Annotated in this window: 22 protein-coding genes; 12 read left to right on the forward strand and 10 right to left on the reverse strand. The window is 72.7% G+C overall.

From position 1 onward, the window contains the following. Positions 1-178: 178 nt before the first annotated feature. The 4 genes from ABLM29_RS18905 to ABLM29_RS18920 are packed head-to-tail and all read left to right on the forward strand — an operon-like array spanning position 179 to position 4,691. The gene (locus ABLM29_RS18905; RefSeq protein ID WP_349716089.1) at positions 179-763 is read left to right on the forward strand and encodes a copper chaperone PCu(A)C; all 585 of its coding nucleotides are present in this window, start codon (positions 179-181) and stop codon (positions 761-763) included. Then, positions 763-2,001: a Dyp-type peroxidase gene (locus tag ABLM29_RS18910; RefSeq protein WP_349716090.1), complete on the forward strand. Its 1,239-nt coding sequence runs from the start codon at positions 763-765 to the stop codon at positions 1,999-2,001. Before ABLM29_RS18905 ends, ABLM29_RS18910 begins: the two co-directional genes overlap by 1 nt. Positions 2,002-2,019: 18 nt before the next feature. Next, on the forward strand, positions 2,020-2,655 hold the full coding sequence (locus tag ABLM29_RS18915) for a copper resistance CopC family protein (RefSeq protein WP_349716091.1): 636 nt from the start codon (positions 2,020-2,022) through the stop codon (positions 2,653-2,655). Further along, on the forward strand, positions 2,652-4,691 hold the full coding sequence (locus ABLM29_RS18920) for a bifunctional copper resistance protein CopD/cytochrome c oxidase assembly protein (RefSeq protein ID WP_349716092.1): 2,040 nt from the start codon (positions 2,652-2,654) through the stop codon (positions 4,689-4,691). Before ABLM29_RS18915 ends, ABLM29_RS18920 begins: the two co-directional genes overlap by 4 nt. A gap of 67 nt (positions 4,692-4,758) precedes the next feature. Here ABLM29_RS18920 and ABLM29_RS18925 read toward each other — a convergent pair whose 3' ends face one another. The 4 genes from ABLM29_RS18925 to ABLM29_RS18940 all read right to left on the reverse strand — a co-directional run bounded on the left by ABLM29_RS18925 (position 4,759) and on the right by ABLM29_RS18940 (position 9,475). After that, positions 4,759-5,502 (reverse strand): succinate dehydrogenase/fumarate reductase iron-sulfur subunit, encoded by a 744-nt coding sequence (locus tag ABLM29_RS18925; protein ID WP_349716093.1) that lies wholly within the window; start codon positions 5,500-5,502, stop codon positions 4,759-4,761. Then, positions 5,499-7,550 (reverse strand): fumarate reductase/succinate dehydrogenase flavoprotein subunit, encoded by a 2,052-nt coding sequence (locus ABLM29_RS18930; RefSeq protein ID WP_349716094.1) that lies wholly within the window; start codon positions 7,548-7,550, stop codon positions 5,499-5,501. The genes ABLM29_RS18925 and ABLM29_RS18930 overlap by 4 nt, the downstream gene beginning before the upstream one ends. Positions 7,551-7,562: 12 nt before the next feature. Then, positions 7,563-8,276, reverse strand: coding sequence for a succinate dehydrogenase cytochrome b subunit (locus tag ABLM29_RS18935; RefSeq protein ID WP_349716095.1), 714 nt, complete (start codon positions 8,274-8,276; stop codon positions 7,563-7,565). Positions 8,277-8,416: 140 nt separating this feature from the next. Further along, positions 8,417-9,475 (reverse strand): glycosyltransferase, encoded by a 1,059-nt coding sequence (locus ABLM29_RS18940; RefSeq protein ID WP_349716096.1) that lies wholly within the window; start codon positions 9,473-9,475, stop codon positions 8,417-8,419. Between the two features lie 159 nt (positions 9,476-9,634). On the opposite strand from ABLM29_RS18940, the gene ABLM29_RS18945 reads away from it, so the two are divergent. From ABLM29_RS18945 to ABLM29_RS18960, 4 genes are read left to right on the forward strand one after another with little or no spacing between them, the layout of a single operon-like run. Beyond that, positions 9,635-11,326 (forward strand): methylmalonyl-CoA mutase family protein, encoded by a 1,692-nt coding sequence (locus ABLM29_RS18945; protein ID WP_349716097.1) that lies wholly within the window; start codon positions 9,635-9,637, stop codon positions 11,324-11,326. After that, a complete protein-coding gene (gene scpA, locus ABLM29_RS18950) occupies positions 11,323-13,485 on the forward strand; it encodes a methylmalonyl-CoA mutase (RefSeq protein ID WP_349716098.1) in 2,163 nt (720 codons plus the stop codon). Before ABLM29_RS18945 ends, scpA begins: the two co-directional genes overlap by 4 nt. Positions 13,486-13,508: 23 nt before the next feature. Beyond that, complete coding sequence (gene meaB / locus ABLM29_RS18955; protein ID WP_349716099.1) at positions 13,509-14,546, forward strand: methylmalonyl Co-A mutase-associated GTPase MeaB; 1,038 nt, start codon at positions 13,509-13,511, stop codon at positions 14,544-14,546. Positions 14,547-14,556: 10 nt separating this feature from the next. Continuing rightward, complete coding sequence (locus tag ABLM29_RS18960) at positions 14,557-15,756, forward strand: amidohydrolase (protein WP_349716100.1); 1,200 nt, start codon at positions 14,557-14,559, stop codon at positions 15,754-15,756. 221 nt (positions 15,757-15,977) lie between these two features. Here the strand turns inward: ABLM29_RS18960 and ABLM29_RS18965 are convergent, their stop codons facing one another. From ABLM29_RS18965 to ABLM29_RS18980, 4 genes are all read right to left on the reverse strand, one after another. Beyond that, positions 15,978-17,267 (reverse strand): ABC transporter permease, encoded by a 1,290-nt coding sequence (locus ABLM29_RS18965; protein ID WP_349716101.1) that lies wholly within the window; start codon positions 17,265-17,267, stop codon positions 15,978-15,980. Next, a complete protein-coding gene (locus tag ABLM29_RS18970; RefSeq protein ID WP_349716102.1) occupies positions 17,264-18,514 on the reverse strand; it encodes an ABC transporter permease in 1,251 nt (416 codons plus the stop codon). The genes ABLM29_RS18965 and ABLM29_RS18970 overlap by 4 nt, the downstream gene beginning before the upstream one ends. Next, entirely contained in the window at positions 18,511-20,064 is a 1,554-nt protein-coding gene (locus tag ABLM29_RS18975) for an ABC transporter ATP-binding protein (protein ID WP_349716103.1), read from the reverse strand. Before ABLM29_RS18975 ends, ABLM29_RS18970 begins: the two co-directional genes overlap by 4 nt. 133 nt (positions 20,065-20,197) lie before the next feature. After that, the gene (locus ABLM29_RS18980) at positions 20,198-21,280 is read right to left on the reverse strand and encodes a BMP family lipoprotein (RefSeq protein ID WP_349716104.1); all 1,083 of its coding nucleotides are present in this window, start codon (positions 21,278-21,280) and stop codon (positions 20,198-20,200) included. A 205-nt stretch (positions 21,281-21,485) separates the two neighbouring features. Between ABLM29_RS18980 and ABLM29_RS18985 the strand changes: the two genes are divergently transcribed. From ABLM29_RS18985 to ABLM29_RS18995, 3 genes are read left to right on the forward strand one after another with little or no spacing between them, the layout of a single operon-like run. After that, complete coding sequence (locus ABLM29_RS18985; RefSeq protein WP_349716111.1) at positions 21,486-21,884, forward strand: cytidine deaminase; 399 nt, start codon at positions 21,486-21,488, stop codon at positions 21,882-21,884. Then, on the forward strand, positions 21,856-23,019 hold the full coding sequence (locus tag ABLM29_RS18990; protein WP_349716106.1) for a cytochrome P450: 1,164 nt from the start codon (positions 21,856-21,858) through the stop codon (positions 23,017-23,019). The genes ABLM29_RS18985 and ABLM29_RS18990 overlap by 29 nt, the downstream gene beginning before the upstream one ends. 58 nt (positions 23,020-23,077) lie before the next feature. Continuing rightward, complete coding sequence (locus ABLM29_RS18995; RefSeq protein WP_349716107.1) at positions 23,078-24,370, forward strand: thymidine phosphorylase; 1,293 nt, start codon at positions 23,078-23,080, stop codon at positions 24,368-24,370. 133 nt (positions 24,371-24,503) lie between these two features. Here ABLM29_RS18995 and ABLM29_RS19000 read toward each other — a convergent pair whose 3' ends face one another. Continuing rightward, positions 24,504-24,956, reverse strand: coding sequence for a MaoC family dehydratase (locus ABLM29_RS19000; protein WP_349716108.1), 453 nt, complete (start codon positions 24,954-24,956; stop codon positions 24,504-24,506). Between the two features lie 94 nt (positions 24,957-25,050). Between ABLM29_RS19000 and ABLM29_RS19005 the strand changes: the two genes are divergently transcribed. Next, on the forward strand, positions 25,051-26,136 hold the full coding sequence (locus tag ABLM29_RS19005) for an adenosine deaminase (protein ID WP_349716109.1): 1,086 nt from the start codon (positions 25,051-25,053) through the stop codon (positions 26,134-26,136). Between the two features lie 14 nt (positions 26,137-26,150). Here ABLM29_RS19005 and ABLM29_RS19010 read toward each other — a convergent pair whose 3' ends face one another. Continuing rightward, on the reverse strand, positions 26,151-26,684 hold the full coding sequence (locus ABLM29_RS19010) for a hypothetical protein (RefSeq protein ID WP_349716110.1): 534 nt from the start codon (positions 26,682-26,684) through the stop codon (positions 26,151-26,153). Between the last annotated feature and the right edge of the window lie 167 nt (positions 26,685-26,851).

The raw sequence follows: 26,851 nt of genomic DNA on the forward strand, positions 1-26,851 counted from the left end.
GACGCCGACGGCACGCCGTTCTCGATCTCCTACGGCGACCGCTGGACGTCACCGTGGGACATCGCGGTCGACGCGTCCTACCCGCTCGCCGACGTGCTGTGGGCGCTGACCCGGTCCGTCCGGAGGGCGCCGCGCGCCCTTCCCGCGCGCTCCTCGCGCGCCCCACGAACGGACACCGATGAAGAAGAAGCACCTCCCCGCCGCCCTGCTCGCGGCGCTCCTGGTCCCCGGCCTGGCGGCCTGCGGCTCCGACGACGACGGGACCGCCGCCGACACCGCGAGCGCGGCCGCGCCGGCCGGCGCCGCCGCCGACGCGGTGACCGTCACCGACCCCTGGGTCAAGGCCGTCGACGGCGAGATGTCGGCCGCGTTCGGCGTGCTGACCAACGACTCCGACGCGGACGTCACCCTGGTCTCCGCGGAGACCGAGGTCAGCGGCATGGTCGAGCTGCACGAGACCGTGCAGAACGACGACGGCTCGATGGCGATGCAGGCCAAGGAGGGCGGCTTCGCGATCCCGGCCGGCGGCGAGCATGTGCTCGAGCCCGGCGGTGACCACATCATGCTGATGGGCCTCACCGGCGCGCTCGAGGCCGGCACCACCGTCACCCTGACCCTCACCTTCGACGACGGCTCGACCACCGAGCTCGAGGCGACCGTGAAGCCGTTCGACGGTGCCGACGAGGAGTACCAGGACGGCGACGACAGCCACGACATGAGCGACGACGCGAGCGACGACATGGACATGGGCGGCGATCACTGATGCCCGGCGGTCCTCGCTGGGGCCGCCGTAGCGTGCTCCGCTCCGGCGCCGCCGCCTTCGGCGGCGCCGGGGTGGGGTGGAGCGCCTCGGCGCTGCTCCCGGACGACGCCACCGCCGCGGAGGCGGAGGTGGTGACGGTCGCGCCCCCGGCCGGCTCGGAGACGGCCGCCGAGCCGGGGCGCCACCAGGCGGGCGTGACCACGCCGCCGCAGGCCCACCTGTCGATGGTCGGCTGGGACCTGCGCGCCCGGCGCAGCCGCGAGTCGCTGCGGCGGATGATGCGGCTCCTCACCGACGACGCCCGCCGACTGGCCGAGGGGCGGGCCGCGCTGGCCGACACCGAGCCCGAGCTGGCGCAGTACCCGTCGCGGCTCACCGTGACCTTCGGCTTCGGGCCGCGTGTCATGCGCGAGCTGGCGACGGTCGACGTGGGCTTGGCGGAGCTGCCGGAGTTCGCCGGCGACCGGCTCGACGAGGCCTGGGGACAGACCGACGTCGTCGCCCAGATCTGCTCCGACGACCCGGTCACGCTGGCCCACGCCCGCCGGATGCTGCTCAAGGACGCCCGCGGTTTCGCCGAGGTGCGGTGGATCCAGGACGGCTTCCGCGACGCCCGGGGCACCGCGCCCGCGGGCGCCACCATGCGCAACCTGATGGGCCAGGTGGACGGCACGGTCAACCCCGACCCCGCCGAGCCCGACTTCGACGGCCTGATCTGGTCCGGAGGCGAGGGGGAGGCCGCCGAGGCCTTCGCCGGCGGCACCTTCCTGGTGCTGCGCCGGATCCGGATGGACCTCGAGGGCTGGGACCGCGTGGACCGCCGGGGACGGGAGGAGGTGATCGGCCGCCGCCTGGACAACGGGGCGCCGCTGACCGGCGAGCACGAGACCGACGCCCCGGACCTGAACGCGAAGACGGCCTTCGGCTTCCCGGTGATCGACCCGGCCAGCCACATGGCCCGGGCGCGCAGCTCCGACCCGCTGCAGCGGTTCCTGCGCCGCCCCTTCAACTACACCGTGCCGGACACCTCCCGGCCGACCGGCGAGGACGCGGGCCTGGTCTTCATCGCGTACGCCGCCGACGTGGCCCGGCAGTTCGTGCCGGTCCAGCGGCGGCTGGCCGAGATGGACCGGCTCAACGAGTGGACGCGGGCGATCGGCTCCGCCGTCTACGCGATTCCACCGGCCGCCACGGATGATGGGTACGTCGGCGAGCCGCTGCTCGGCGCCGACGCTTGACGAGTGCCAGGAGAGAACGTGACGAAGTACCCCGCCCCGGTGGCCACCCGCGCCGCCTGGGCCGCCCCGCTGGCGGTGATGACGGCCCTGCTCGGCGTGCTGCTGGCCGGCTGGACGAGCCCCGCCGCCGCGCACACCTCGCTGCTGGGCTCCTCGCCCGAGGACGGCGCGCGCCTGGACGCGCTGCCGGCGGAGATGACCTTCACGTTCAGCGAACCGATCGCGACCCCGGCGTACGCCGTCGTGACCGCGCCGGACGGCGAGCAGGTCGCGTCCGAGACCGTGCGCGTGGGCGGCACCGAGGTGTCGGTGGACCTCGCCGGCTCCGGCGCCGAGGGCACCTACACCGCGGCCTTCCGGGTCGTCTCCGAGGACGGCCACCCCGTGACCGGCCAGCTGACCTTCGTCGTCGGCGACGAGGACGGGGGAGTGGCGGCGTCGCCGTCCCCGGACGCCTCGGCGTCACCGGAGGCCTCGGCCTCACCGGCGGCCGGCGCTGCGGCCGACGGTGCGGACGGCGCGGACGACGCGGACGCCTCCGACACCTCCGACGGCTCGGGCCTGTCGCGCACGCAGCTGTACTGGGGCGTCGGCATCGGCCTCTTCGTCGTCGCGGGCGTCCTCGCGCTCCTGGCCAGGAGGGCCCGCTCGTGACCGCCGGGACCCCCGCCACCACCGACCGCACCCCCGCCCGCCCCGGCGGCGGCTGGCCGCGGACCGTGGCGCTCGCCGGCGGCGCCTTCGCCGGGCTCACCGCGCTGGTCGTGCTGCTGCTGGCCGGCGGCGGCGCCCCGGCCGAGCCGATCCCGGGCCTGCCCGACCCCGGCCGCCTCACCGGCTGGGGGTTGCCGGTCGTCCGGCTGCTCGCCGACCTCCTCGCCGTCGGCGTGGTCGCCGGCCTGCTGGTCGCCCCGCTGACGATGCGCCGGCCCGCCGACGAGATGGGCGGCCGCGCGCTGCGCGCCACCGGCTCGGTCCGGTGGCTGGCTCTGGGCTGGGCCGTGGCCGCTCTCGCCCAGGTCGTGCTCACCTTCTCCGACCAGTTCGCCGTGCCGCTCGGCGAGGTCCGCTGGGTCGAGCTGCGCGGCTTCGCCCGCACCGTCGACCAGGGCCAGGCCCTGATCGTCCAGGCGCTGCTGGCCGCGGTCGTCGCCGTGGCGGCCCGCTGGCTGCTCACCGCCCGCTCGGTCGCCGTGCTGCTGGGGGTGGCGCTGGCCGCGCTGGTGCCGCCGCTGCTCACCGGCCACGCGGCGTCCTCCGGCAGCCACGACACCGCGATCGTAGCCATCGTCATCCACGTGCTGGCGGCCGTCGTGTGGTTCGGCGGCGTGGTGGCCCTGTGGTGGCACCTGGGCTCCTCGACCGAGCTGCGCGCCCGCGCGGTGCGCCGCTTCGGGGCGCTGGCCGCGTGGTGCTTCGGGCTGGTGGTCGCCTCCGGCGCGCTGAGCGCCTGGGTGCGGATCGGCTCGCTCGACGAGCTCGGCTCCTCCTACGCGCTCGGGGCGCTGGCCAAGGTGGCCGTGGTCTCCCTGATCGGCCTCCTCGTGATCCGCTACCGGCGCTCGCTGGCCGCCCGCGCCGAGCGGGGCGACGGGACCGACGGGATCTCCGCCCGCGGCCTGCTGACCCGCCTGACCGTGCTCGAGGGCGGCCTGATGGCCGTCGCCATGGGCCTCGGCGTCGCGCTCTCCCGGACCCCGCTGCCCGTCGGCGAGCCCTACACCTCGGCCGCGGAGAACCTGCTCGGCGGCCCGATCCCGCCCGAGCCCACGCTCGGCCTGCTGCTGTGGAGCTTCACGCCCAGCGGCCTCGGCTTCGCCGTGGTCGGCATCGGCGCGGCGGCGTACCTGGTCGGCGTGGTCACCCTGCGCCGCCGGGGCGACGCCTGGCCGGTGCTGCGCACGATCCTGTGGTTCGCCGGCCTGGCCGTGGTCGGGTACGCGACCTTCGGCGGCCTCGGCGTCTACTCCAACGTCATGTTCAGCGCGCACATGGCCGCGCACATGATGCTCTCGATGGTGGCGCCGATCCTGCTGGTCCTCGGCCAGCCGATCCAGCTCGCGCTGCGGGCGCTCCCCGGTAGCGACGTGCCCGGCGGGATGGGTCCGCGGCAGATGCTCTCGGCCGCGCTGGGGTCCAGGATGGCGCGGCTGTGGCTCAACCCCGTGACCGCCGGCCTGCTGCTGGTCGGCGCGCTCTACCCGGTGTACCTGACCGGCATGTTCGACTGGCTGATGAGGAGCCACCTCGGCCACCTCGCCATGGAGCTGCACTTCCTCGTCGCCGGCCTGATCTTCTTCGAGCTGCTGCTCGGCTCCCGGCCCGGTCACCAGATCTCCTACATCAGCCGGCTGCTGCTGCTCCTGGTGACGATGCCGTTCCACGCGTTCTTCTCGGTCGCGCTGATGGGCGCGGACACGATCGTGGGGGAGCGGTACTACACCCTCCTCGCGGTCCCGTACGTGCCCGACCTGCTCGTCGACCAGAACCTCGCCGGCTCGATGAACTGGGCGCTCGGCGAGGTGCCGATGGTGATGGTCATCGTGGTGCTGGTGATCCAGTGGTTCCGCGACGACACCCGCGAGGCCAAGCGCCGCGACCGCGCCGCCGACCGCGACGGGGACGCCGAGCTCGCGGCGTACAACCGGATGCTCCAGGGCATCGGCGACGAGGTCAAGCGCCACCCCTGAGCCGAAAAACACCGCGAGTCGGCAGAAACTTTCTGCCGACTCGCGGTGTCTGTCGCTCGGAGAGGGGTCAGAGGCCCATCTTCATCGCGGTGCGGAGGTCCTTGTTCAGCTGGCTGATGACGTCCAGCGGGATCTCCTTCGGGCACGCCGAGGCGCACTCGCCGATGTTGGTGCAGCCGCCGAAGCCCTCGTGGTCGTGCTGGCCGACCATGTCGACCACGCGCGAGTACCGCTCCGGCTGACCCTGCGGCAGCTCGCCCAGGTGGGTGATCTTGGCGCCCAGGAAGAGCGAGGCGGAGCCGTTGGGGCACGCCGCCACGCAGGCGCCGCAGCCGATGCAGGTGGCCACGTTGAACGCGCGCATCGCCTTGTCGCGGGGCGCCGGCACCGAGTTGGCCTCGGGGGCGGAACCGGTGTTGGCCGAGATGTAGCCGCCGGACTGGATGATCCGGTCGAACGCGGAGCGGTCGACGATCAGGTCCTTGACCACCGGGAACGGCTCGGCGCGCCACGGCTCGATGGTGATCGTGTCGCCGTCCTTGAAGGAGCGCATGTGCAGCTGGCAGGTCGTGGTGACCTCCGGGCCGTGCGCCTGGCCGTTGATCATCAGCGAGCACATGCCGCAGATGCCCTCGCGGCAGTCCGAGTCGAACGCCACCGGCTCCTCGCCGGAGGTGACCAGCTGCTCGTTGAGCAGGTCGAGCATCTCCAGGAACGACATGTCCGTGGAGACGCCATCGAGCTGGTAGGTGTGCAGCGCACCCGCCGCCGACGCGTTGGCCTGGCGCCAGATCTTGAGGGTGAGATTCACTTGTAGGACCTCTGCTTCATCTCGATGGCCGTGTAGATCAGGTCTTCCTTGTGCAGGACCGGCGAGCCATCCTCGCCGCCCCACTCCCAGGCGGCGACGTAGGCGAACTCGTCGTCGTGACGCATCGCCTCGCCGTCCTCGGTCTGCGACTCGCCCCGGAAGTGGCCGCCGCAGGACTCGCGCCGGTTGAGCGCGTCGATGCACATGAGCTCGCCCAGCTCGATGAAGTCGGCCACGCGGCCGGCCTTCTCGAGGTCCTGGTTGAGGGTGTCGGCGGAGCCGAGCACGCGGACGTTGCTCCAGAACTCCTTCTTCAGGTCGCGGATCAGGCCGATGGCCTTGATCAGGCCCTCCTTGGTCCGCTCCATGCCGCAGTACTCCCACATGATCTGGCCGAGCTGCTTGTGGAAGGAGTCCACGGTGCGGGTGCCGTCGATGGAGAGGAACTGGTCGATCCGCTGCTGCACGGCCTGCTGGGCAGCGAGCACGGCGGGGTGCGACTCGTCGACCGTCTCGAACGGGCCGTCGGCGAGGTAGTCGCGGATGGTGTTCGGCAGCACGAAGTAGCCGTCGGAGAGGCCCTGCATCAGCGCCGAGGCGCCGAGGCGGTTCGCGCCGTGGTCGGAGAAGTTCGCCTCACCGGCGCAGAAGAGACCCGGGATGTTGGTCTGGAGCTCGTAGTCGACCCACAGGCCGCCCATCACGTAGTGCACGGCGGGGTAGATGCGCATCGGCAGCTCGTACGGGTTCTCGCCCGTGATCCGCTCGTACATGTCGAGGAGGTTGTCGTACTTCTCCTCGATGGCCTCCTTGCCGAGGCGCTGGATCGCCGCGCCCAGGTCCAGGTAGACGCCGCGGCGGACGAGGCGCTTCTCGCCGTCGGGGCCGGTCTCCTCGACCTGGGGCCCGACGCCGCGGCCCTCGTCGCACATGTACTTCGCGGCGCGGGAGGCGATGTCGCGGGGGACCAGGTTGCCGAAGGAGGGGTAGATCCGCTCCAGGAAGTAGTCGCGCTCGGACTCGGGGATCTCCCGCGGGTCCTTGTCGCAGTCGGCGGCGTTCTTGGGGACCCAGATCCGGCCGTCGTTGCGCAGCGACTCCGACATCAGGGTCAGCTTCGACTGGTGCGCGCCGGTGACCGGGATGCAGGTCGGGTGGATCTGCGTGTAGCAGGGGTTGGCCATGTAGGCGCCCTTGCGGTGCGCGCGCCACGCGGCGGTGACGTTCGAGCCCATCGCGTTGGTGGAGAGGAAGTAGACGTTGCCGTAGCCACCGGTGGCGAGGACCACCGCGTCGGCCAGGTGCGTCTCGATCTCGCCGGTGACCATGTCGCGGGCGATGATGCCGCGGGCCTTGCCGTCGACGACGATCACGTCGAGCATCTCGTGGCGGGTGAACTGCTCGACCGTGCCGGCCGCGACCTGGCGCTCCATGGCCTGGTAGGCGCCGATCAGCAGCTGCTGGCCCGTCTGGCCGCGGGCGTAGAAGGTCCGGGAGACCTGCACGCCGCCGAACGACCGGTTGTCCAGCAGGCCGCCGTACTCACGGGCGAACGGGACGCCCTGCGCGACGCACTGGTCGATGATGTTCGCGCTGACCTCGGCGAGGCGGTAGACGTTCGACTCGCGGGCGCGGTAGTCACCGCCCTTGACCGTGTCGTAGAAGAGGCGGTACGTCGAGTCGCCGTCCTCCTTGTAGTTCTTGGCCGCGTTGATGCCGCCCTGCGCGGCGATCGAGTGGGCCCGGCGCGGGGAGTCCTGGTAGCAGAAGGACTTCACGTTGTAGCCGGCCTCGCCGAGCGTGGCGGCGGCGGCGCCGCCGGCCAGGCCGGTGCCGACGATGATCACCGAGAGCTTGCGCCGGTTGGCCGGGTTGACCAGGCGGTTCTCGAACTTGCGGGTGGTCCAGCGGTCCTTGATCGGACCGGTCGGCGCCTTGGCGTCGACCAGGCCGTCGCCGAGGGTGTAGAAGCCCTCGGCGTCGTCCGAGACCTGGTTCGGGGCCGCGTTGAGCGGGGTGAGGCCGTCGTGGAGGGTGCTGCCAGCCATGGGTGCGGCTCCTTACTTCTCGATGATGCCGACGAGGACGGACAGCGGGACCAGCGAGAAGCCGCCCGCGATGACGATGGCGACGATCCAGCCGGTGGCGCGGGCGCGGGCCCGCGAGGTCGCCGAGTTGGTCAGGCCCAGGGTCTGCAGCGAGCTGAACGTGCCGTGGTGCAGGTGGAAGCCGAGGGCGACCATCGCGATCAGGTAGATGATCGTCATCCACCACAGGTCGAAGGTGTCGACCAGCAGGGCGTAGGGGTTGTCGCCGCCGGTGTCGCCGTTGCTCGGGTTGATCTTGACGATCGTGAAGTTGAGCAGGTGCCACACCACGAACACGAGGATCGTCAGGCCGCCCCAGCGCATGGTGCGCGAGGAGAGCGAGGTGGTGTTGCGCTTCACGGCGTACTTGACCGGGCGGGCCTTGGCCGCGCGGTGCCAGAGCGCCATCGCGCAGCCGACGTGGACCACGATCGCGGCGATCAGGCCGATCCGCAGGATCCAGAGGAAGCCCTCGTGGGGGAGCATCGGCTCGCCCAGCTCGCGCAGGTGCTCGGCGTAGTGGTTGAACGCCTCCTCACCCGCGAACGCCTTGAGGTTGCCGTACATGTGCCCCACCACGAAGGCGATGAACAGCAGGCCGCTGACGGCCATGAGGAGCTTGAGGGCGATGGTCGACCTGGTCGATCGAGAGCCCTTGACCAATGAGGGTCGCGTCGTCGTTGCCACGAGGGGTCAGGCTACCCCCGCTACCGGGCGGTAGGTGACCGGGCTCATGTGAGATATGCACGTAAGGCGACCCTTACCTACGTTACCAGCGGGTTCAAGCAGGGCGTCCGACGGCTCGGACGCGCCGCTCGGGCGCCGGGTCAGACGAGGCTCGGCAGCAGCGCCGCGTGGTGGTGCTCGACGAGCTCGTCCACCGCCTCGGTCCAGGTGCGGCCCAGCGCGTGCTCCCGCGCCTGGGCGCCCATCAGCGAGCGCTGCCGGTCCGCGACCACGGAGGTCACCGCGCGGACCAGGTCGCTGCGCCGGTCGGCGTCGTAGAGGACGCCGGTCTCCAGGTGGCGCACCACCTCCGCCGCCGCCGCGGCGCGCGGCGCCACCACCGGTACGCCGGCGGCCGCCGCCTCGCGCAGCACGTGGGCGTCGGTCTCCAGCGCACCCGGGTGGACCAGCACGTCCAGGGTCGGCAGCGCCACGGTCAGGTCGGCCGTGGGCAGCGGGCCGGTGAACTTCGCGTGCGGGAGGCGGCGCTGGAGCCACTCCCGCTCGGGCCCGGTGCCGATCACGACCAGGCGGGTGCCGGGGATCTCGGCCAGCTCCGCGAGGCGGCGCACGCCGTGCCGCTTGTGCAGCGCGCCGACGTACCCGACGACGACCAGCGGGTCGGCCCCGGGCCGGCTCTTGGCCCGCGACCAGACCGAGTGCAGCCAGTGGTCGCGCAGGGCGGGGGTGAACGCGGCCGGGTCGACGCCGGGGAGCCACGCCCGCGCGGTGACGCCGAGCTCGGCGGCGCGCTCCACCATCCACGCCGAGGTGACGAGGGTGGCGTCCGCCCGCCCGGCGATGCGGCTGCGCCAGTAGTCGGCGGCCAGGTCGAGCACCGGCGACTGCTCGACCGCGAGCGTCGGGACGCCGAGGCGGCCGGCGTGCTTGATCGCCTTGCGGCCCACTGCCCGCGGGGAGTGCGCCTGCACCAGGTCGGGCCGGAAGGCGACCATCGCGGCGCGGGTCTGCGCGCCGGTGGGCTCCAGCGGCCGCACCCGCGCGACCTCGCAGCCGCGGTAGCTGTTCAGGCCCGGCCCGGGCGCGATGATCTGGACCGCGTGGCCGAGGTCCACCAGCCGGTCCGCGGTCGCCTTGATGGTGGTCGTGGTGGCGTCCACCGCGGGGTAGAAGGTCTCCGTCGCCAGCGTGATCCTCATGGCGCCAGCGTGTGAGCCCCGCGCGGACGGACTGCTGCGCCCAGGCGGAGCCTGGGTGAACGTCGGGTGTCGGGCGGGGCGCGCGGGGTGGTGTGACGCTCGTCGCTCGACGGGTGGTCCCCGGGGCATGCCGACGCCGGCCGCGGTTACCCTGACCGCGTGACTGACACGCCGCTGACACTCGCGCAGCCCGAGGACACCCACACGGGTGCGGAGTGGGAGGCCGCCGCCGCGGCCGTGCTCCGCAAGTCCCGCAAGCTGGCCGAGGACGACGCCGACGCGCTGGTCTGGGACCGGCTCGCGCGCACCACGCTGGACGGGATCCCGATCACCCCGCTGGGCACCCCGGCCGACCTGGCGGACCTGCAGACCTCGGGTCGCCCGACGCGGGCCGGCGCCTGGGACATCCGCGCCCACTACGGCCACGCCGACGCCGCCCTGCTGAACGAGCACGCCCTGGTCGACCTCGACGGCGGCGTCACCTCGCTGTGGGTGAGCACCACCGACGGCGCCGACCTTCCGGCCGTCCTCGACAAGGTCCTGCTCGACCTGGCGCCGGTGGCGATCTCCGCGACCGCGCCGGTGGCCGCGGCCCGCGCCCTCGCCGAGCTCCTGGCGGCCCAGTACGTCGACCCGCACCCGCACACCAACCTCGGCGCCGACGCGGCCACCGCCTCGCCCGTGGACCTGGTCGAGGTGGCCCGGCTCGCCTCGGACCTCGGCGTGCTCGGGGTCCTGGTCGACGCCACCGTCGTGCACGACCGGGGCGCCTCCGACGTCCAGGAGCTCGCGTACGCGCTGGCCACCGGCGTCACCGCCCTGCGCACGCTGACCGACGCGGGCCTCGGCGCCGCCGAGGCGGCGGCGCTCATCGAGTTCCGCTACGCGGCCACCGACGAGCAGTTCCCGACGATCGCCAAGCTCCGCGCGGCCCGCCGCCTGTGGGCGCGGGTGCTGGAGCTGAGCGGCGCCTCGGAGCAGGTCGAGCAGCGCCAGCACGCGGTCACCAGCAGCCCGATGCTGGCCAAGTACGACCCCTACGTGAACATGCTGCGCACCACCGTCGCCGCGTTCGCCGCCGGCGTCGGAGGCGCCGACGCGGTCACCGTGCTGCCGTTCGACGCCCCGCTCGGCCAGCCCGACGGCTTCGGCCGCCGGATCGCGCGCAACCTCTCCCACCTGCTGATCGACGAGTCGCACGTCGCCGAGGTCGCCGACCCCGCCGGCGGCTCCTACCTGGTCGAGAAGCTGACCGACGACACCGCGATCGCGGCCTGGGACCTCTTCGGGCGCCTCGACGCCGGCGAGGACCTCGAGCCGCAGATCGCCGACGTGGTGGCCCGCCGCGAGCAGCAGGTCGCCACCCGCAGGCGGCCGCTGACCGGCGTCAGCGAGTTCCCGAACCTGGCCGAGACGCTGCCCGAGCGGGCGCCGCTGGTCGGCGCCGGCGAGCCCGTCCGCCGCTACGGCGCCTCCTTCGAGGCGCTGCGCGACGAGCCCGCCGCCCGCCCGGTCTTCCTGGCCACGCTCGGCCCGATCGCCCAGCACACGGCGCGCGCCACCTTCGCGACGAACCTGTTCGCCGCCGGCGGCGTGGCGGTCGAGCCCGCCGGGCCGACCGCCGGCGTCGAGGACCTGCTGGCGGCGTACGACGGGCAGCCGGTGGTCTGCCTGGCCGGCACCGACGCCGCCTACGCCGAGTGGGGCGAGCAGGCCGCGGCCGCGCTCCGCGACGCGGGCGCGACTCGCGTGATCGTGGCGGGCAAGGGCACCGACTTCACCGACGACGCGTGCGCGACGGGCGTGGACGCCCTCGCGTTCCTGACCCGCACCCGGGAGGCGCTGGCATGAGCATTCCGAAGAGCTTCGCCGGGCTGTCGCTGGGCGGCGGCGCGCCGACGCAGCCGGCCGCCCACGGCGACACCGACCCGTGGCACAGCCCCGAGGGCATCGAGATCAAGCCCTCCTACGGCCCCGACGACCTCGCCGGGCTGGACGCGCTCGACACCTGGCCGGGCCTCAGCCCGTTCCTGCGCGGCCCGTACCCGACGATGTACACGACCCAGCCGTGGACCATCCGGCAGTACGCCGGCTTCTCCACCGCCGAGGAGTCCAACGCCTTCTACCGGCGCAACCTCGCGGCCGGCCAGAAGGGCCTCTCGGTCGCGTTCGACCTGGCCACCCACCGCGGCTACGACTCCGACCACCCGCGGGTGCGCGGCGACGTCGGCATGGCGGGCGTGGCGATCGACTCGATCTACGACACCCGGACCCTCTTCGACGGCATCCCGCTGGACAAGATGTCGGTCTCGATGACCATGAACGGCGCCGTGCTGCCGGTGCTCGCGCTCTACATCGCCGCCGCGGAGGAGCAGGGGGTGAAGCCGAGCCAGCTCGCGGGGACCATCCAGAACGACATCCTCAAGGAGTTCATGGTCCGCAACACCTACATCTACCCGCCGGCGCCGAGCATGCGGATCATCTCCGACATCTTCGCGTTCACCTCCAGCGAGATGCCGCGGTTCAACTCGATCTCGATCTCCGGCTACCACATGCAGGAGGCGGGGGCGACCGCCGACCTGGAGCTGGCCTACACGCTCGCCGACGGCGTGGAGTACATCCGCGCGGGCCTCGAGTCGGGCCTGACCATCGACCAGTTCGCGCCGCGCCTGTCGTTCTTCTGGGCGATCGGCATGAACTTCTACATGGAGGTCGCGAAGATGCGCGCGGCCCGGGCGCTGTGGAGCCGGCTGGTGCGCCAGTTCGACCCGCAGAACCCGAAGTCGCTCAGCCTGCGCACCCACAGCCAGACCTCCGGCTGGTCGCTGACCGCCCAGGACGTCTTCAACAACGTGGGCCGCACCTGCATCGAGGCGATGGCCGCCACCCAGGGCCACACGCAGAGCCTGCACACCAACGCGCTGGACGAGGCGATCGCGCTGCCGACCGACTTCTCCGCGCGGATCGCCCGCAACACCCAGCTGCTGCTGCAGCAGGAGAGCGGCACCACGCAGTCGATCGACCCGTGGGCCGGCTCCTACTACGTGGAGAAGCTGACCCACGACCTCGCCGAGCGCGCGTGGGCGCACATCCAGGAGGCCGAGGCCGCCGGCGGCATGGCCGCCGCCATCGAGCAGGGCATCCCGAAGATGCGCATCGAGGAGGCCGCCGCCCGCACCCAGGCCCGGATCGACTCCGGCGCCCAGCAGGTGATCGGCGTCAACACCTACCGGCTGGAGTCCGAGGACCCGCTGGAGGTGCTCAAGGTCGACAACGACGACGTCTACCGCCAGCAGGTCGCCAAGCTCGAGCGGCTGCGCGCCGAGCGGAACTCCGCCGACGTCGAGGACGCGCTGCACGCGCTCACCCGCAGCGCCGAGTCCGGCGACGGCAACCTGCTCGCCCTGGCCGTCGGCGCCGCCCGCGCCAAGGCCACCGTCGGTGAGATCTCCGACGCCCTGGAGAAGGTCTACGGGCGCCACCAGGCCGTGATCCGTACGATCTCCGGCGTGTACCGCGACGAGGCAGGCCAGGCCAACGACGGGGCCGGCGACACCCTGGTGAACCAGGTGCGCGAGGCGACCGACGAGTTCGCCGAGGCCGAGGGCCGCCGGCCCCGGATCCTGGTCGCCAAGATGGGCCAGGACGGCCACGACCGCGGCCAGAAGGTGGTCGTCTCCGCCTTCGCCGACATGGGCTTCGACGTGGACGTGGGGCCGCTGTTCTCCACCCCGGAGGAGGTCGCGCAGCAGGCGATCGACGCCGACGTGCACATCGTCGGCGTCTCCTCGCTGGCCGCCGGCCACCTGGCCCTGCTCCCCGCGCTGAAGAAGGCGCTGGCCGAGCAGGGGCGTGACGACATCATGGTCGTCATCGGGGGCGTCATCCCGCCGGACGACGTGCCGACGCTGAAGGAGATGGGCGCCGCGTCGGTGTTCCTCCCCGGCACGGTGATCGCGGAGTCCGCGCTGGACCTGCTCGCCAAGCTGCGCGACCTGCTCGACCACTGAGCGCGTCGAGAGGTACGGGGCGGATGGAGGTCGAGCGACTGCTCGAGGGCGTCCGCGCGGGCAACCGCGCGCAGGTCTCGCGGGCGATCACCCTGGTCGAGTCGACCGCGCCGCGGCACCGCGCCGCGGCGCGGGAGCTGCTGACCCGGCTCGCCGAGGACGCCGCCGCGGGGACGAGGAAGCCGGCGGTCCGCGTCGGCATCTCCGGCGTCCCCGGGGTGGGCAAGTCCACGTTCATCGAGGCGCTCGGCGGCCGGCTGACCGCGGCGGGGCTGCGGGTCGGCGTACTGGCGGTGGATCCGTCGAGCGTGCGCACCGGCGGCTCCGTGCTGGGTGACAAGACCCGGATGGCCCGGCTCTCGGTCGACCCGAACGCCTTCATCCGGCCCTCCCCGTCGGCCGGCACGCTGGGCGGCGTCGCGCGCGCCACGACCCAGGCGATGGCGGTCCTCGAGGCCGCCGGGTACGACGTGGTGCTGGTCGAGACCGTCGGGGTCGGCCAGTCCGAGATCACGGTCGCCGGGATGGTCGACACGTTCCTCTTCCTGACGCTGGCGCGCACCGGCGACCAGCTGCAGGGGATCAAGAAGGGGATCCTGGAGATCGCCGACGTGATCGCGGTGAACAAGGCCGACGGTGACCGCGAACGGGAGGCGCGCGGCGCGGCCCGCGAGCTCGCCGGCGCGCTGCGGCTGGTCCGCGGCCACGACGAGTGGGCGCCGCCGGTGGTCACCTGCTCCGGGCTGACCGGGGACCGGGTCGACGAGGTCTGGGAGCAGATCCAGCGGCACCGCGAGGACCTGGGGGAGTCGGGACTGGTGCGCAAGCGCGCCGAGCAGCAGCTGGAGTTCACCTGGGCGCTGGTGCGCGACGAGCTGGACCAGCGGCTGCGGAACTCCGCCGGTGTGCGCGCGGTGCGGGACGAGGTGCGCGAGGAGGTCCTCGGCGGCGCCCTGACCGCGCCGCTGGCCGCCGACCGGATCCTGGCCGCCTACGACGCCGACCACGATGGCGGTCTCGATGCCGGTCGCGATGGCGTCGAGGCGCCGCCGAGCGCGTAACCTGCCGACCGTGGAACAGGACGCGCTGAGCGAGGCGATCGCGACGATCGACGCCTCCGTCGGGAAGCTCGAGGACGACCTCGTCGAGCTGCGCCGCGACCTGCACCGCCACCCCGAGCTCTCCTGGCAGGAGCGTCGCACCACCGACCGGCTCGGCGAGGCGCTGGCCCGCAACGGCTGGGAGGTCCGGCCGATGCCGCGCAGCGGCCTGGTCGCGGACCTCGGCCGGGGCAAGGGTTGCGTCGCGCTACGCGCCGACCTCGACGCGCTGCCGGTCCAGGACCTCACCGAGGACCCGTGGACCAGCCAGGTGCCCGGCGTCGCCCACGCCTGCGGCCACGACGTCCACATGTCCGCGCTGATCGGCGCCGCCCACGCGCTGTCCGAGCTGCACGACCGCAACGCCCTGCCGGGTCGCGTCCGGCTGCTGCTGCAGCCCGCGGAGGAGGTGATGCCCGGCGGCGCGAAGCACCTGCTCGCCCAGGAGGTGCTCGACGGCGTCGACCGGGTCTTCGGCCTGCACTGCGAGCCGGCCGTCGACTGCGGCACCATCGGGCTGCGCGTCGGGCCGCTGACCAGCGCCGCGGACCGGCTGGAGGTGCGCCTCGAGGGCACCGGCGGCCACACCTCGCGCCCGCACCTGACCGGCGACCTCACGTTCGCCCTGGCCAAGGTGACCACCGAGCTGCCCGCCGTGCTCAGCCGCCGGATGGACCCGCGCTCGGGCGTCAGCGTGGTCTGGGGACTGCTGCGCGCGGGCGCCGCCCCCAACGTGATCCCCGATCGCGGCCTCGTCGCCGGCACCGTCCGGATCCTCGACGCGCAGGCGTGGACCGAGGTCGAGACGGTGGTCCGCGAGGCCGTCCACGACATCGTCGGCCCCTACGGCGTCACCGCCAACGTCGACTACCTCCAGGGCGTCCCTCCGGTCGTCAACGACGCGACCAGCGTCGGGCTGCTCCGCGGGACCGTGCACGCGCTGTGGGGCCCGCACCGCACCGTCGAGGTGCCCCAGAGCCTGGGCGGCGAGGACTTCGGCTGGTACCAGACGCGCGTCCCCGGCGCGATGTTCCGCCTCGGCACCCGGACCCCGGGCGGCGCCACCTACGACCTGCACCAGGGCGACCTGCGGGTCGACGAGGGCTCGATCGGCGTCGGTGCGCGGGTCCTCGCCGGCGCGGCCGTGCGGTCGCTGGCGGCGACGGGCTGAGCGTCCCGGGGCTGACGGCTCCGAGCTGCGCCGAGGTGAGCCGAGCTGTGCTGAGACGGGGTCGTGTGCCTGAGGCCCCGCTATGCGGGTGTGTGGGGCACACGAGCGCGCCTTGGCGCCGGCTCGACGCGCCGCCACCGAGCCTGACCGAGCCATCCCGAACGCACCAGCGCCGCCCCGGCGGACCGGAGCGGCGCTGGCACGAGCGACGGTGAGCCGCGTCAACCCTTGCGGTACGGGACGCCGTCGGCGGCCGGCGGCCGGGAGTGGCCGACCAAGCCGGCCACGGCGACCACGGTGACGACGTACGGCAGCATCAGCATGAACTGGCTGGGCACCGGCGAGCCGAGCACGGACAGCACGCCCGACAGGTTGGTGGCGAAGCCGAAGAGCAGCGCCGCGAGCGTGGCCCGGATCGGGTGCCAGCGGCCGAAGATCACCGCGGCGAGCGCGATATAGCCCGCGCCGCCGGTCATCTCGCGACCGAACTGCGGCACCGAGACCAGCGTGTACGTCGCGCCGCCGGCGCCGGCGACCAGGCCGGCGATCAGCAGCGTGGTGTAGCGGGTCCGGTTGACCTTGATGCCCACGGTGTCCGCGGCCTTCGGGTGCTCGCCGACGGCCCGCACGCGCAGGCCCCACTTGGTGCGGAAGAGCGCGAAGTAGACGACCGCGACGGCGACGTACATCAGGTAGACGAGGATCGTCTGCCGGAACAGGACGGGGCCGATCAGCGGGATGTCGCCGAGCAGGGGGATGGTGATCCGGCTGAAGTGCGGCGGCGAGTTCAGCGTGTCCGGGTTCTCCGCCATCACCTGGCTGAACAGGAAGCTGGTCACGCCGATGATCAGCACGTTGAGCACGACGCCGACGATCACCTGCTGCACCATGTAGGTGATCGCGAAGAAGCCGAGCAGCAGCGCCACCACGGCACCGGCGAGCATCGCCGCGCCCAGCCCGCCCCAGGTGGACGCGAACAGGGTGCCGAACATGGCCCCGGCGAACGCACCGAAGAGCAGCTGGCCGTCGATGGCGATGTTGACCACGCCGGCGCGCTCGCCGAGCACGCCGCCGAGGGCGCCGAAGACCAGCGGTACGGCGAGGGTGATCGACCCGGCCAGGAGGCCGACGACGGGCACGGTCTCGCCGGCCGCCGCCCAGGCGAGGAAGCCGATCATCGCGACCACCGAGAAGACGCCGACCAGCCACAGCGAGGTCGGCCGGCCGCGGTAGGTGAGGTAGGCGGAGAACGCGGTCATCGCGATCAGCGCCAGGGTCACCACGGCCACGGCCGCGTTGGCCGAGACCGTCGCCTCGGGCAGCTCGAAGAAGTCGTTGGCGGTGGCCAGCCGGAAGGTGGTCTCGCCGTCGCGCTGCTCGAAGAGCGCCAGGAACGCCATCGCCAGGCTGACCAGCCCGAGCATGATGGTGGCCTTCCAGGTCACCGGTGCCTCGACGGCGCCCGCGCCCTCGACGTTGGCGGGCACCGGCATGTCGGTCGTGGTGCTCACGCCGTCGCCTCCTTCTGGGGGAGCCGGAAGATCGCCCGCACCAGTGGCGGCGCGGCGATGAACAGGACGATCAGGGACTGGATGACCAGGACGATGTCGATCGGGATGCCCTCCGAGACCGACATCACGAAGCCGCCGGCCTTGAGCGCGCCGAACAGGATGCCCGCGGCCAGGATGCCGAGCGGGCGGGAGCGGCCCAGCAGCGCCACGGTGATCGCGTCGAAGCCGATGCCGGCGTCGAGGTCGCTGGCGACGCCGCTGGTCACGGTGCCGAGCACCTGGTTGACGCCCGCCAGGCCGACCAGGGCGCCGGCGATCACCATGACCATCACGTACGACCGGCCCACGTCGATGCCGGCCGCACGGGCTGCGTCGGGGTTCTCGCCGACCGCGCGGAACCGGTAGCCCATCGCCGAGCTGTTGAGCAGCCACCAGACGAAGGCGACGGCCAGCAGCGCCAGGATCAGGCCGGCGTGGAGGTTGAAGCTGTCGCCGAGGATCTTGGGCAGGATCACCGAGTCGGGCATCGCCGCGGACTTCGGGTTGGTCGACCCCGGCGCCTGCAGCAGCGCCTGTCGGGAGAGGGCGAAGAAGACCAGGTAGTAGGCGACGTAGTTGAGCATGATCGTGACGATCACCTCGTGCGCGCCGGTACGGGCCTTGAGCAGTCCGACGATGCCGGCCCACAGCGCGCCGGCCACCATGCCGGCCAGGATCGCGAGCGGCAGGTGGATCACGAAGGGCAGGTCCATGCTGACGCCGACCCAGCCGGCGGCGGCGCCGGCCATGAGCATCTGTCCCTGGCCACCGATGTTGAACAGCCCGGCGCGGAAGGCCAGGCCGACGCCGAGGCCGGCCAGGGTGAGCGGCGCGGCGAACTTCAGCGTCTCGGTCAGCGGCCGGATCTTGCCCTGGAAGGTCGCGGCGTCGCCGTTCCAGATCGCGCCCTGGAACAGCGAGGAGTAGGCGCCCCAGACCGAGTCCCAGGCGGCCTGGAAGAAGTCGCTCGGGCGGGCGGTGATGTAGCCGAGGCTGCTCCGGACCTGCTCGTCGGTCGCCAGGATCATGATCGAGCCGACCGCGAAGGCCAGCACGATCGAGAGCACCGAGACCATCGCGTGGCCCGAGGAGATGTCGCGGAGCGCCTCGCGCCACCGCTGGTCGTCGTTGGCGGGCGGCGCGGGCTCCGTGGTCGTGGCAGCGTCGGGGGTCCCGTCCGCGGGCGTGGGCTCGACCTGGTCGTTCACGCGTCCTCCTCCTTGAGGTGTCCGGGGTGCTCGGGATCCTCACCCATGCCGGGCGGGCGCTCGCCGGCCATCATCAGGCCGAGCGTCTCGCGGGCGGTGTCGGCCGGCACGATCCCGACCACGCGGCCGCGGTAGAGCACCATGATCCGGTCGGAGAGGGCGGCGATCTCGTCGAGCTCGGTCGAGACCAGGAGCACCGGGACGCCCTCGTCGCGGGCGGCGACGATCTGCTTGTGGATGAACTCGATCGAGCCGACGTCGACGCCGCGGGTGGGCTGGGCCGCGACGAGCAGCCGCAGGTCGCGGGAGAGCTCGCGCGCCACGACGACCTTCTGCTGGTTGCCGCCCGAGAGCTGCGCGGCGGTCGTGGTGATGCCCGGGGCGCGGACGTCGTACTCGACCAGCTTGGTGTTGGCGAAGTCGTCCAGCACGGTGCTGCGGATCGTGCCGCCGCGGACGAACGGCAGGCCGTGGCTGCGGTTGAGCATCAGGTTCTCGGCGATGGTGAACTCGCCGACCAGTCCGTCGACCTGCCGGTCCTCGGGGATGAAGCCGACGCCGCGGTCGAGGACCTTGCGCACGGACTTGCCGACCAGCTCCTCGCCGTCGAGGCTGATCGAGCCGGTCACGTGGTGCTGGAGGCCCATCACGGCCTCGCTGAGCTCGGTCTGGCCGTTGCCCTGGACGCCGGCGACGCCGAGCACCTCGCCCTCGGCGATGCTGAAGCTGATCCCGTCCAGGTGCACGTGGCCGTCGTCGTCGCGCACCCGCAGGTCGCGCACCACCAGCGCGTCGGGTCCGGGCTTGGCCGGGTCCTTGTGGACGGTCAGCTCGACGGGGCGGCCGACCATGAGCGCGGCGAGCTCGGCGTTGGTCGCGGTCGGCTCGGCCTCGCCGACCACCTTGCCGCGCCGGATCACGGTGATCCGGTCGGCGATCTCGCGGACCTCGCGGAGCTTGTGGCTGATGAAGACGATGGCGGCGCCGGACTCCTTGAGCTGGCGCATGATGTCCATCAGCTCGTCGGTCTCCTGCGGGGTGAGCACCGCGGTCGGCTCGTCGAAGACGAGGACGCGGGCGTCGCGGGAGAGGGCCTTGATGATCTCGACGCGCTGCTGGACGCCGACCGGGAGGTTCTCGACGAGCGCGTCGGGGTTCACGTCGAACCCGAACCGCTCGGAGATCTCCTTCACCCGCGTGCGCGCCGCGTCGAGGTCGAGGGTGCCGGCGAAGCCGGTCGCCTCGTTGCCGAGCATGACGTTCTCGGCCACGGTGAAGACCGGGATGAGCATGAAGTGCTGGTGCACCATGCCGATGCCGGCGGCGATCGCGTCGCCGGGCCCGGCGAACGCCTGGACCTGGTCGTCGAGCAGGATCTCGCCCTCGTCGGCGTCGTAGAGGCCGTAGAGGACGTTCATCAGGGTCGACTTGCCGGCGCCGTTCTCGCCGAGCAGCGCATGGATCTCGCCGGAGGCGACGGTGAGCGAGATCTGGTCGTTGGCGACCAGCGAGCCGAAGCGCTTGGTGATGCCCCGCAGTTCGAGCTTCATGGTTGGGATCCTGTCTGAGCCGGCGCGTGATTGCCAGTGGTACGCGTGCGACACGCGCCGTACGCGGGCTGGACATGAGCCGGGGGAGGCCGGCGTGAGCCGACCTCCCCCGCACTGTGGGTGCCTCAGGACCTCACTGGTTGAGGTACGAGGTCACCGGGATCGAGCCGTCGATGATGCCGGCCTTGACCTCGTCCAGCTCGCCCGCGAGCGAGTCGGAGATCTTGTCCTCGAAGTTGTGGAACGGGGCGATGCCGACGCCCTCGTTCTCGAGGGTGCCGATGTAGGCCTCCGGGTCGAACTCGCCGCCGCCCGCGGCCACGACGGCCTCGTACGTCGACTGCTTCATGTTCTTCAGGATCGAGGTGAACACGACGTCCTGCGTGCTCGGGTCGGTCTCGTAGAGGTCGGCGTCGACGCCCAGCATGGCGACGTCCTTGCCGGTGTCGGCGATCGCGGTCAGCGCGCCCTGGTAGATCGGGCCACCGACGGGGAGGATCAGGTCGGCGTTCTGGTCCAGGATCTGCTTGGCGGTGTTGGTCGCCTTCTCGTTGGCCTCGAAGCCGCCGGTGAACACGCCCTTGTCCTCGCCGGAGTAGCCGACGAGCTTGACCTTCTTGCCCTTCTCCGAGGAGTAGTAGTCCACGCCCTGCTTGAAGCCGTCCATGAAGATGGTCACGGTCGGGAACGGCTGGCCGCCGTAGGTGCCCACGACGCCGGTCTTGGTGTAGTCCGCGGCGGCGTAGCCGGCCAGGAACGCGGCCTGGGCGGTGTCGTAGAGCAGCGGCTTGATGTTGTCCGCGTCCTTGGTGCCGTCGAAGTCGTTGTCCGCGGCGTCGTCGATGAGGACGTACTCGATGTCGGGGTTGGCGGTGGCCGACTCGACGGTCGCGGCCGAGAGCGCGAAGCCGACGGTGACGATCATGTCGCAGCCCGCGGAGACGAAGCCCTCGAGCGCGCCCTGGTAGTCGTTCTCGCTCTGCGACTCGAACTCCTTGAAGTCGGCGCCGAGCTCGTCGGCGGCCTCCTTCACGCCCTCGTAGCTGAGCTGGTTGAACGACTTGTCGTCGAAACCGCCCGCGTCGGAGAGGATGCAGGGGAGGAAGTCGACCGACTCGGTGTCGCTCTCCTCCGGGGCGTCGCCGCAGGCCGCGAGCGCGGCGCTCGCCATGAGTGCCACGGCGGTGGCGGCGGTCGTCCTCTTCCAGGTCTTCACAGATGTCCTCCAGGTCAGCGCCCCGGGCCCGGCGGGCAGGGCAGGTCGGCTGGTTCTCCGACGCATAGTGGCCCAGCGGCCCCGCTCCGCAAAGCCGGCAGGGCCAACGTTACGAAGTTGCGACCTTTTCGTACTCGCACGCGTGCTACGCGCGTGAGCCCGCGCACAGGTGGGGTCCGGGCGCTAGCGTGGCGGCGTGGTCGACGTGGAGGCCGTCTGGGACGGCGACTGGGATGCACTGAAGCGAGCGGCGACCGAGGTCGCGGCGCGGGCGTACGCGCCCTACTCGGGCTACCGGGTGGGCGCCGCCGCCGTCGCCGAGGACGGGCGGGTCCTGGTCGGCTGCAACGTCGAGAACGCGGCGTACGGCGTCGTGCTCTGCGCCGAGTGCGGGGTGATCTCGCAGCTGCACGCCACCGGCGGCGGCCGGCTCACCCACTTCGTCTGCGTCAACGGGACGGGCGAGGTGATCATGCCGTGCGGGCGCTGCCGGCAGCTGCTGTGGGAGAACGGCGGCCCGGGGCTGCAGGTCTGGACGGTGCGGGGTGTGCGCCCCATGGCGGAGGTGCTGCCGGATGCCTTCGGACCCGACGACCTCGCTTGACCTGACCGCACCGGAGCTGGTCCGGGACCCGTACCCGTTCTTCGCCGAGGAACGGGCGCGCCACCCGGTCGCCCGCCACGAGGCCTCCGGGGTCTGGATGGCCTTCGACCACGCCTCGGTGAGCGCCGTGCAGCGCGACCGGCGGCTGGGCAGGATCTGGCGCGACCGGGAGCCGGCCGACTACCTGGAGCCGTTCAACCTCCTGCACCGCAACCAGATGATGGAGAACGAGCCGCCCGAGCACACCCGCCTGCGCCGGCCCGTCGCCCGTGCGTTCGCCCGCGGCCACGTCGAGCGGCTGCGGCCGCGGGTGCGGGCGCTGGCGGAGGAGCTCCTGGCGGGTGTCGACCCGGCCGGCTTCGACGTCATCGCCGGGTACGCCGAGCCGTTGCCCGTGCTGGTCATCGCCGAGCTGCTCGGGGTGCCCGCGTCGTGCGCACCCGACCTGCGGTCCTGGTCCCAGGCGATCGTGCGGATGTACGAGCCCGCACCCGGCGCGGAGGTGGTGGACGCCGCCGTGGCGGCCGCCGCCGACTTCGCCGACCTGGTCCGGTCGATCGCCGAGGAGCGTCGCCGGTTCCCGCGTGCGGACCTGATCACCGACCTGGTCGGCACCGAGCTGAGCCCGGACGAGGTGGTGGCGTCGGCGGTGCTGCTGCTCAACGCCGGCCACGAGGCGTCGGTCAACGTGCTCGGCAACGGCCTCGTCGGGATGCTGCGCGGCGGGCGTCGGCCGGGCGCCGACATCCCGGCGACCGTCGAGGAGATGCTCCGCTTCGACTCCGCGCTCCAGCTCTTCGAGCGGACCGCCACCGAGCCCGTCGAGGTCGGCGGGATCACGGTGGGGACCGGCGAGCGGATCGCGGTGCTCGTCGGCTCGGCCAACCGCGACCCGGGCGTCTTCGCGGACCCGGACGAGTTCCGCGTCGACCGCGACCCCAACCCGCACCTGTCGTTCGGGGTCGGCGTGCACTTCTGCCTCGGGGCACCGCTGGCCCGGATGGAGCTGGCCGAGTCGGTGGCGGCGCTCTTCGCGCACCTGCCGGACCTCGACCTCGCCGGGGAGCCCACGTCGCGGGGGACCTTCACGCTGCGCGGCCACCGCGAGGTGCCGGTGGCGGGGCGGCCCGCCTGAGGCCGGACCGATGACGGCACGGATCGCCGTGCCGCCGGGTGCCTGGTAGAAACGCTGGGTGAGCAACGAGTCGCACGACGCAGTCGAGGTGATCACCACCAAGCGTGACGGCGGTGCGCTGAGCACCGGCCAGATCGAGTGGGTGGTCGACGCCTACACCCGCGGGGCGGTCGCCGACGAGCAGATGTCCGCGCTCGCGATGGCGATCCTCCTGAACGGGATGGAGCGCCGCGAGATCGCGGAGTGGACCGCCGCGATGATCGCCTCGGGCGAGCGGATGGACTTCTCCTCCCTGTCGCGCCCGACCGCGGACAAGCACTCCACCGGCGGTGTGGGCGACAAGATCACGCTCCCGCTGGCCCCGCTGGTGGCGGCCTGCGGTGTCGCCGTGCCGCAGCTCTCCGGACGCGGCCTGGGCCACACCGGCGGCACCCTGGACAAGCTCGAGTCGATCCCTGGCTGGCGGGCGCTGCTGAGCAATGCCGAGATGATGGCGCAGCTCGAGGACGTCGGCGCGGTGGTCTGCGCCGCCGGCGACGGGCTCGCCCCGGCCGACAAGAAGCTCTACGCGCTGCGCGACGTCACCGGCACCGTGGAGGCGGTGCCGCTGATCGCCTCCTCGATCATGAGCAAGAAGATCGCCGAGGGGACCGGCGCCCTGGTGCTGGACGTGAAGGTCGGCACCGGCGCGTTCATGAAGGACCTGGCGAAGGCCCGCGAGCTGGCCGAGGTGATGGTCGCGCTCGGCACCGACGCCGGGGTGCGCACCGTCGCGCTGCTCACCGACATGTCGGTCCCGCTCGGCCTGACCGCCGGCAACGCGATCGAGGTCGCCGAGTCCGTGGAGGTGCTGGCTGGCGGCGGCCCCGCCGACGTGGTCGAGGTGACCCTGGCGCTGGCCCGGGAGATGCTCGCGGCCGCCGGGGTCACCGACGTCGACCCGGCCGACCGGCTGGCGGACGGCACGGCGATGGACGCCTGGAAGCGGATGATCCGGGCCCAGGGCGGCGACCCCGACGCACCGCTCCCGGTGGCGCGCGAGTCGCACGTGGTGACGGCCCCGGCGGACGGGGTGCTCACCAGGCTCGACGCGATGGCGGTCGGCGTCGCGGCGTGGCGCCTGGGCGCCGGGCGCGCCCGCAAGGAGGACCCCGTGCAGGCCGGCGCCGGCGTCGTCTGGCACGCCCGCCCGGGCGACGCGGTGACCGCGGGGAGCCCGCTGTTCACGCTGCTCACCGACGAGCCCGCCCGGTTCGACCGGGCGCTGGCGGCGCTGGAGGGTGGCTGGGAGGTGGCGGCCGGCGGGGCGTCGTACGAGCCCGGGCCGCTGGTCCTCGACCGCATCTCCTGACCCGCGAACCGGGGCTCGGGGCAGCGCGAACCGGGGCTCGGGGCAGCGCGAACCGGGGCTCGGGGCGGCCCAACTCCCTGTTCGGCGTGCCCTAACTCCCTGTTCGCGCTGCCCCGAGTGCCTTCTCGGCGGCTCAGGGGAGGAGCAGGACGACCGTCTCGGCGACGCAGGCGGGCTTGTCCTGGCCCTCGATCTCGATGGTGTGCTGGACGGTCAGCTGCTTGCCGGCCGGGATGTCGGTGACCGTCGTGATCTTCACGTGGGCGCGGATGCGCGAACCGACCAGCACCGGGGTGGGGAAGCGGACCTTGTTCACGCCGTAGTTCAGCTTCGCGCCGGGGGTCTGCAGGCTGAACACCTGGCTGCCCAGCCACGGCACCAGCGACAGGGTCAGGTACCCGTGCGCGATGGTGCCGCCGAACGGGCCCTCCTTCGAGCGCTCGACGTCGACGTGGATCCACTGGTGGTCGCCGGTCGCGTCGGCGAAGAGGTTCACCCGGTCCTGGTCGACGGTGAGCCACTCGCTCGCGCCCAGGTCCTCCCCGGTGGCGGCCTCGATCTCCTCGAACGTGCTGAAAACCTTCATCGCTGCTCCCTTGGTGCGACGCCCCGGCGGGCTTGGACGGGTGGGTGTCCCCACTGCTGGCTCACGGTTGGGCCGGAGTTGGAACAATGCGCTCATGGAACCTACACGTGGACTGCCGACGGCGCTGTTGAGGTCCGCGCCCAAGGTCCTGCTGCACGACCACCTCGACGGCGGGCTCCGCCCGGCGACCGTGGTCGACCTCGCGGCGGACTGCGGGCACGAGCTGCCGACCACCGACCCCGAGGCCCTCGGTGACTGGTTCACCGCGGCGGCCGACTCCGGCTCGCTGGTGCGCTACCTGGACACCTTCAGCCACACCGTCGGCGTGATGCAGACCGGCCCGGCGATCACCCGGGTCGCCCGCGAGTGCGTCGAGGACCTCGCCGCGGACGGCGTCGTGTACGCCGAGATCCGCTACGCCCCCGAGCTGCACGTCGAGCAGGGGCTGACCCTGGCCGAGGTCGTCGCCGCGGTCCAGGAGGGCTTCCAGCAGGGCATGGACGCCGCCCGTGGGCGGATCGTCGTGCGCCACCTGCTGACCGCGATGCGGCAGGCCGCCCGCTCCTCGGAGATCGCCGGGCTGGCGATCGACTGGCGCGACCACGGCGTCGTCGGCTTCGACATCGCCGGCCCCGAGGCCGGGTACCCGCCGACCCGCTTCCTCGACGCCTTCGAGTACGTGCGCCGCGAGAACGGCCACGTCACCATCCACGCCGGCGAGGCGTTCGGCCTGCCGTCGATCTGGGAGGCCGTGCAGTGGTGCGGCGCCGACCGGCTCGGCCACGGCGTGCGGATCGTCGACGACATCGGCCGCCTCGACGACGGCACCCCGAAGCTGGGCCGGCTGGCCGCCTACATCCGGGACAAGCGGATCCCGCTGGAGATGTGCCCGTCCTCGAACGTGCAGACCGGCGCCGCCGCCTCGATCGCCGAGCACCCGATCAAGCTGCTGGCCGACCTGCGCTTCCGGGTCACCGTCAACACCGACAACCGGCTGATGAGCGGCACGTCGATGACCCGGGAGTTCGAGCTGCTCACCGAGGCGTTCGGCTACGGCCTGCGCGAGGTCGAGTGGTTCACGGTCAACGCGATGAAGTCGGCGTTCCTGCACTACGACGAGCGGCTGCGGCTGATCATGGACGTGATCAAGCCCTGGTACGCCGACCACGCCGACGCCTGAGGCTCACCACACGCTCAGATCACGGCCCACGGGACGTCCCAGCCGGCGATCCCGACCCGCTGGTCCCGCCAGCGGTCGGCCTCGACGACGACCAGCGCGCCCGCGGACGGGTCGAAGACCCGCACCGAGGCGCCGCCGTCGAGCGCCTCCACGGCGAGCACGACGTGCCGCGGCAGCCAGGCGTTGCCGAGGTAGACCGCCGCCGGGCGGGTCGCGAGCTGGGCGACCAGCACGTCGTAGCCCGTCTCGGGTCGCGGGCGGGTGACCACCGTGGCCACCCGCTCGCCCGCCAGCACGCCGAGCGCGTCGGCGACGGCCCACGGCGGCGTACCGAACCGGCGGGGCCAGGGGACCTGCAGCCGGTCCCGGGCGCTGCGGGTCGAGGTCAGCTTGCGGTGCTCGGCCCTGATCTCGGCGACCGCGTCCTCGGGGCGCCACGGCGGTCGCAGCAGGACCCGCGCCGCGACGACCGTCGTCGCCCCGCAGCTGACCTGGTCCGGCTGGCGCAGCGTCGCCGGGCGCAGGTCGTCGGGCCACCGGGGAGTCATCGGAGCGTCACCACGGCCACCCGCAGGACGATACCCAGGACGAGGCCGATCAGGCAGCCCAGCAGCACGACCGTGAGGACCCGCGGCCGCCGGCGGCGACCCGCCGCGCCGGCCGGGCGGCCATCGGCCGGGTGTCCCGCGACCGCGGTGGTGGGCGCGGTGGCGGT

The organism is Nocardioides sp. YIM 152588, assembly GCF_040191335.1.
Taxonomy (GTDB): domain Bacteria; phylum Actinomycetota; class Actinomycetes; order Propionibacteriales; family Nocardioidaceae; genus Nocardioides.

What these genes read in the sequence shown, in the direction of transcription:
- ABLM29_RS18905 (WP_349716089.1), top strand. Translation starts at nt 179, where the DNA reads ATGAAGAAGAAGCACCTCCCCGCCGCCCTGCTCGCGGCGCTCCTGGTC.
- ABLM29_RS18910 (WP_349716090.1), top strand. Translation starts at nt 763, where the DNA reads ATGCCCGGCGGTCCTCGCTGGGGCCGCCGTAGCGTGCTCCGCTCCGGC.
- ABLM29_RS18930 (WP_349716094.1), bottom strand. Translation starts at nt 7,550, where the DNA reads ATGGCTGGCAGCACCCTCCACGACGGCCTCACCCCGCTCAACGCGGCC.
- ABLM29_RS18940 (WP_349716096.1), bottom strand. Translation starts at nt 9,475, where the DNA reads ATGAGGATCACGCTGGCGACGGAGACCTTCTACCCCGCGGTGGACGCC.
- scpA (WP_349716098.1), top strand. Translation starts at nt 11,323, where the DNA reads ATGAGCATTCCGAAGAGCTTCGCCGGGCTGTCGCTGGGCGGCGGCGCG.
- meaB (WP_349716099.1), top strand. Translation starts at nt 13,509, where the DNA reads ATGGAGGTCGAGCGACTGCTCGAGGGCGTCCGCGCGGGCAACCGCGCG.
- ABLM29_RS18975 (WP_349716103.1), bottom strand. Translation starts at nt 20,064, where the DNA reads ATGAAGCTCGAACTGCGGGGCATCACCAAGCGCTTCGGCTCGCTGGTC.
- ABLM29_RS18990 (WP_349716106.1), top strand. Translation starts at nt 21,856, where the DNA reads ATGCCTTCGGACCCGACGACCTCGCTTGACCTGACCGCACCGGAGCTG.
- ABLM29_RS19000 (WP_349716108.1), bottom strand. Translation starts at nt 24,956, where the DNA reads ATGAAGGTTTTCAGCACGTTCGAGGAGATCGAGGCCGCCACCGGGGAG.
- ABLM29_RS19005 (WP_349716109.1), top strand. Translation starts at nt 25,051, where the DNA reads ATGGAACCTACACGTGGACTGCCGACGGCGCTGTTGAGGTCCGCGCCC.
- ABLM29_RS19010 (WP_349716110.1), bottom strand. Translation starts at nt 26,684, where the DNA reads ATGACTCCCCGGTGGCCCGACGACCTGCGCCCGGCGACGCTGCGCCAG.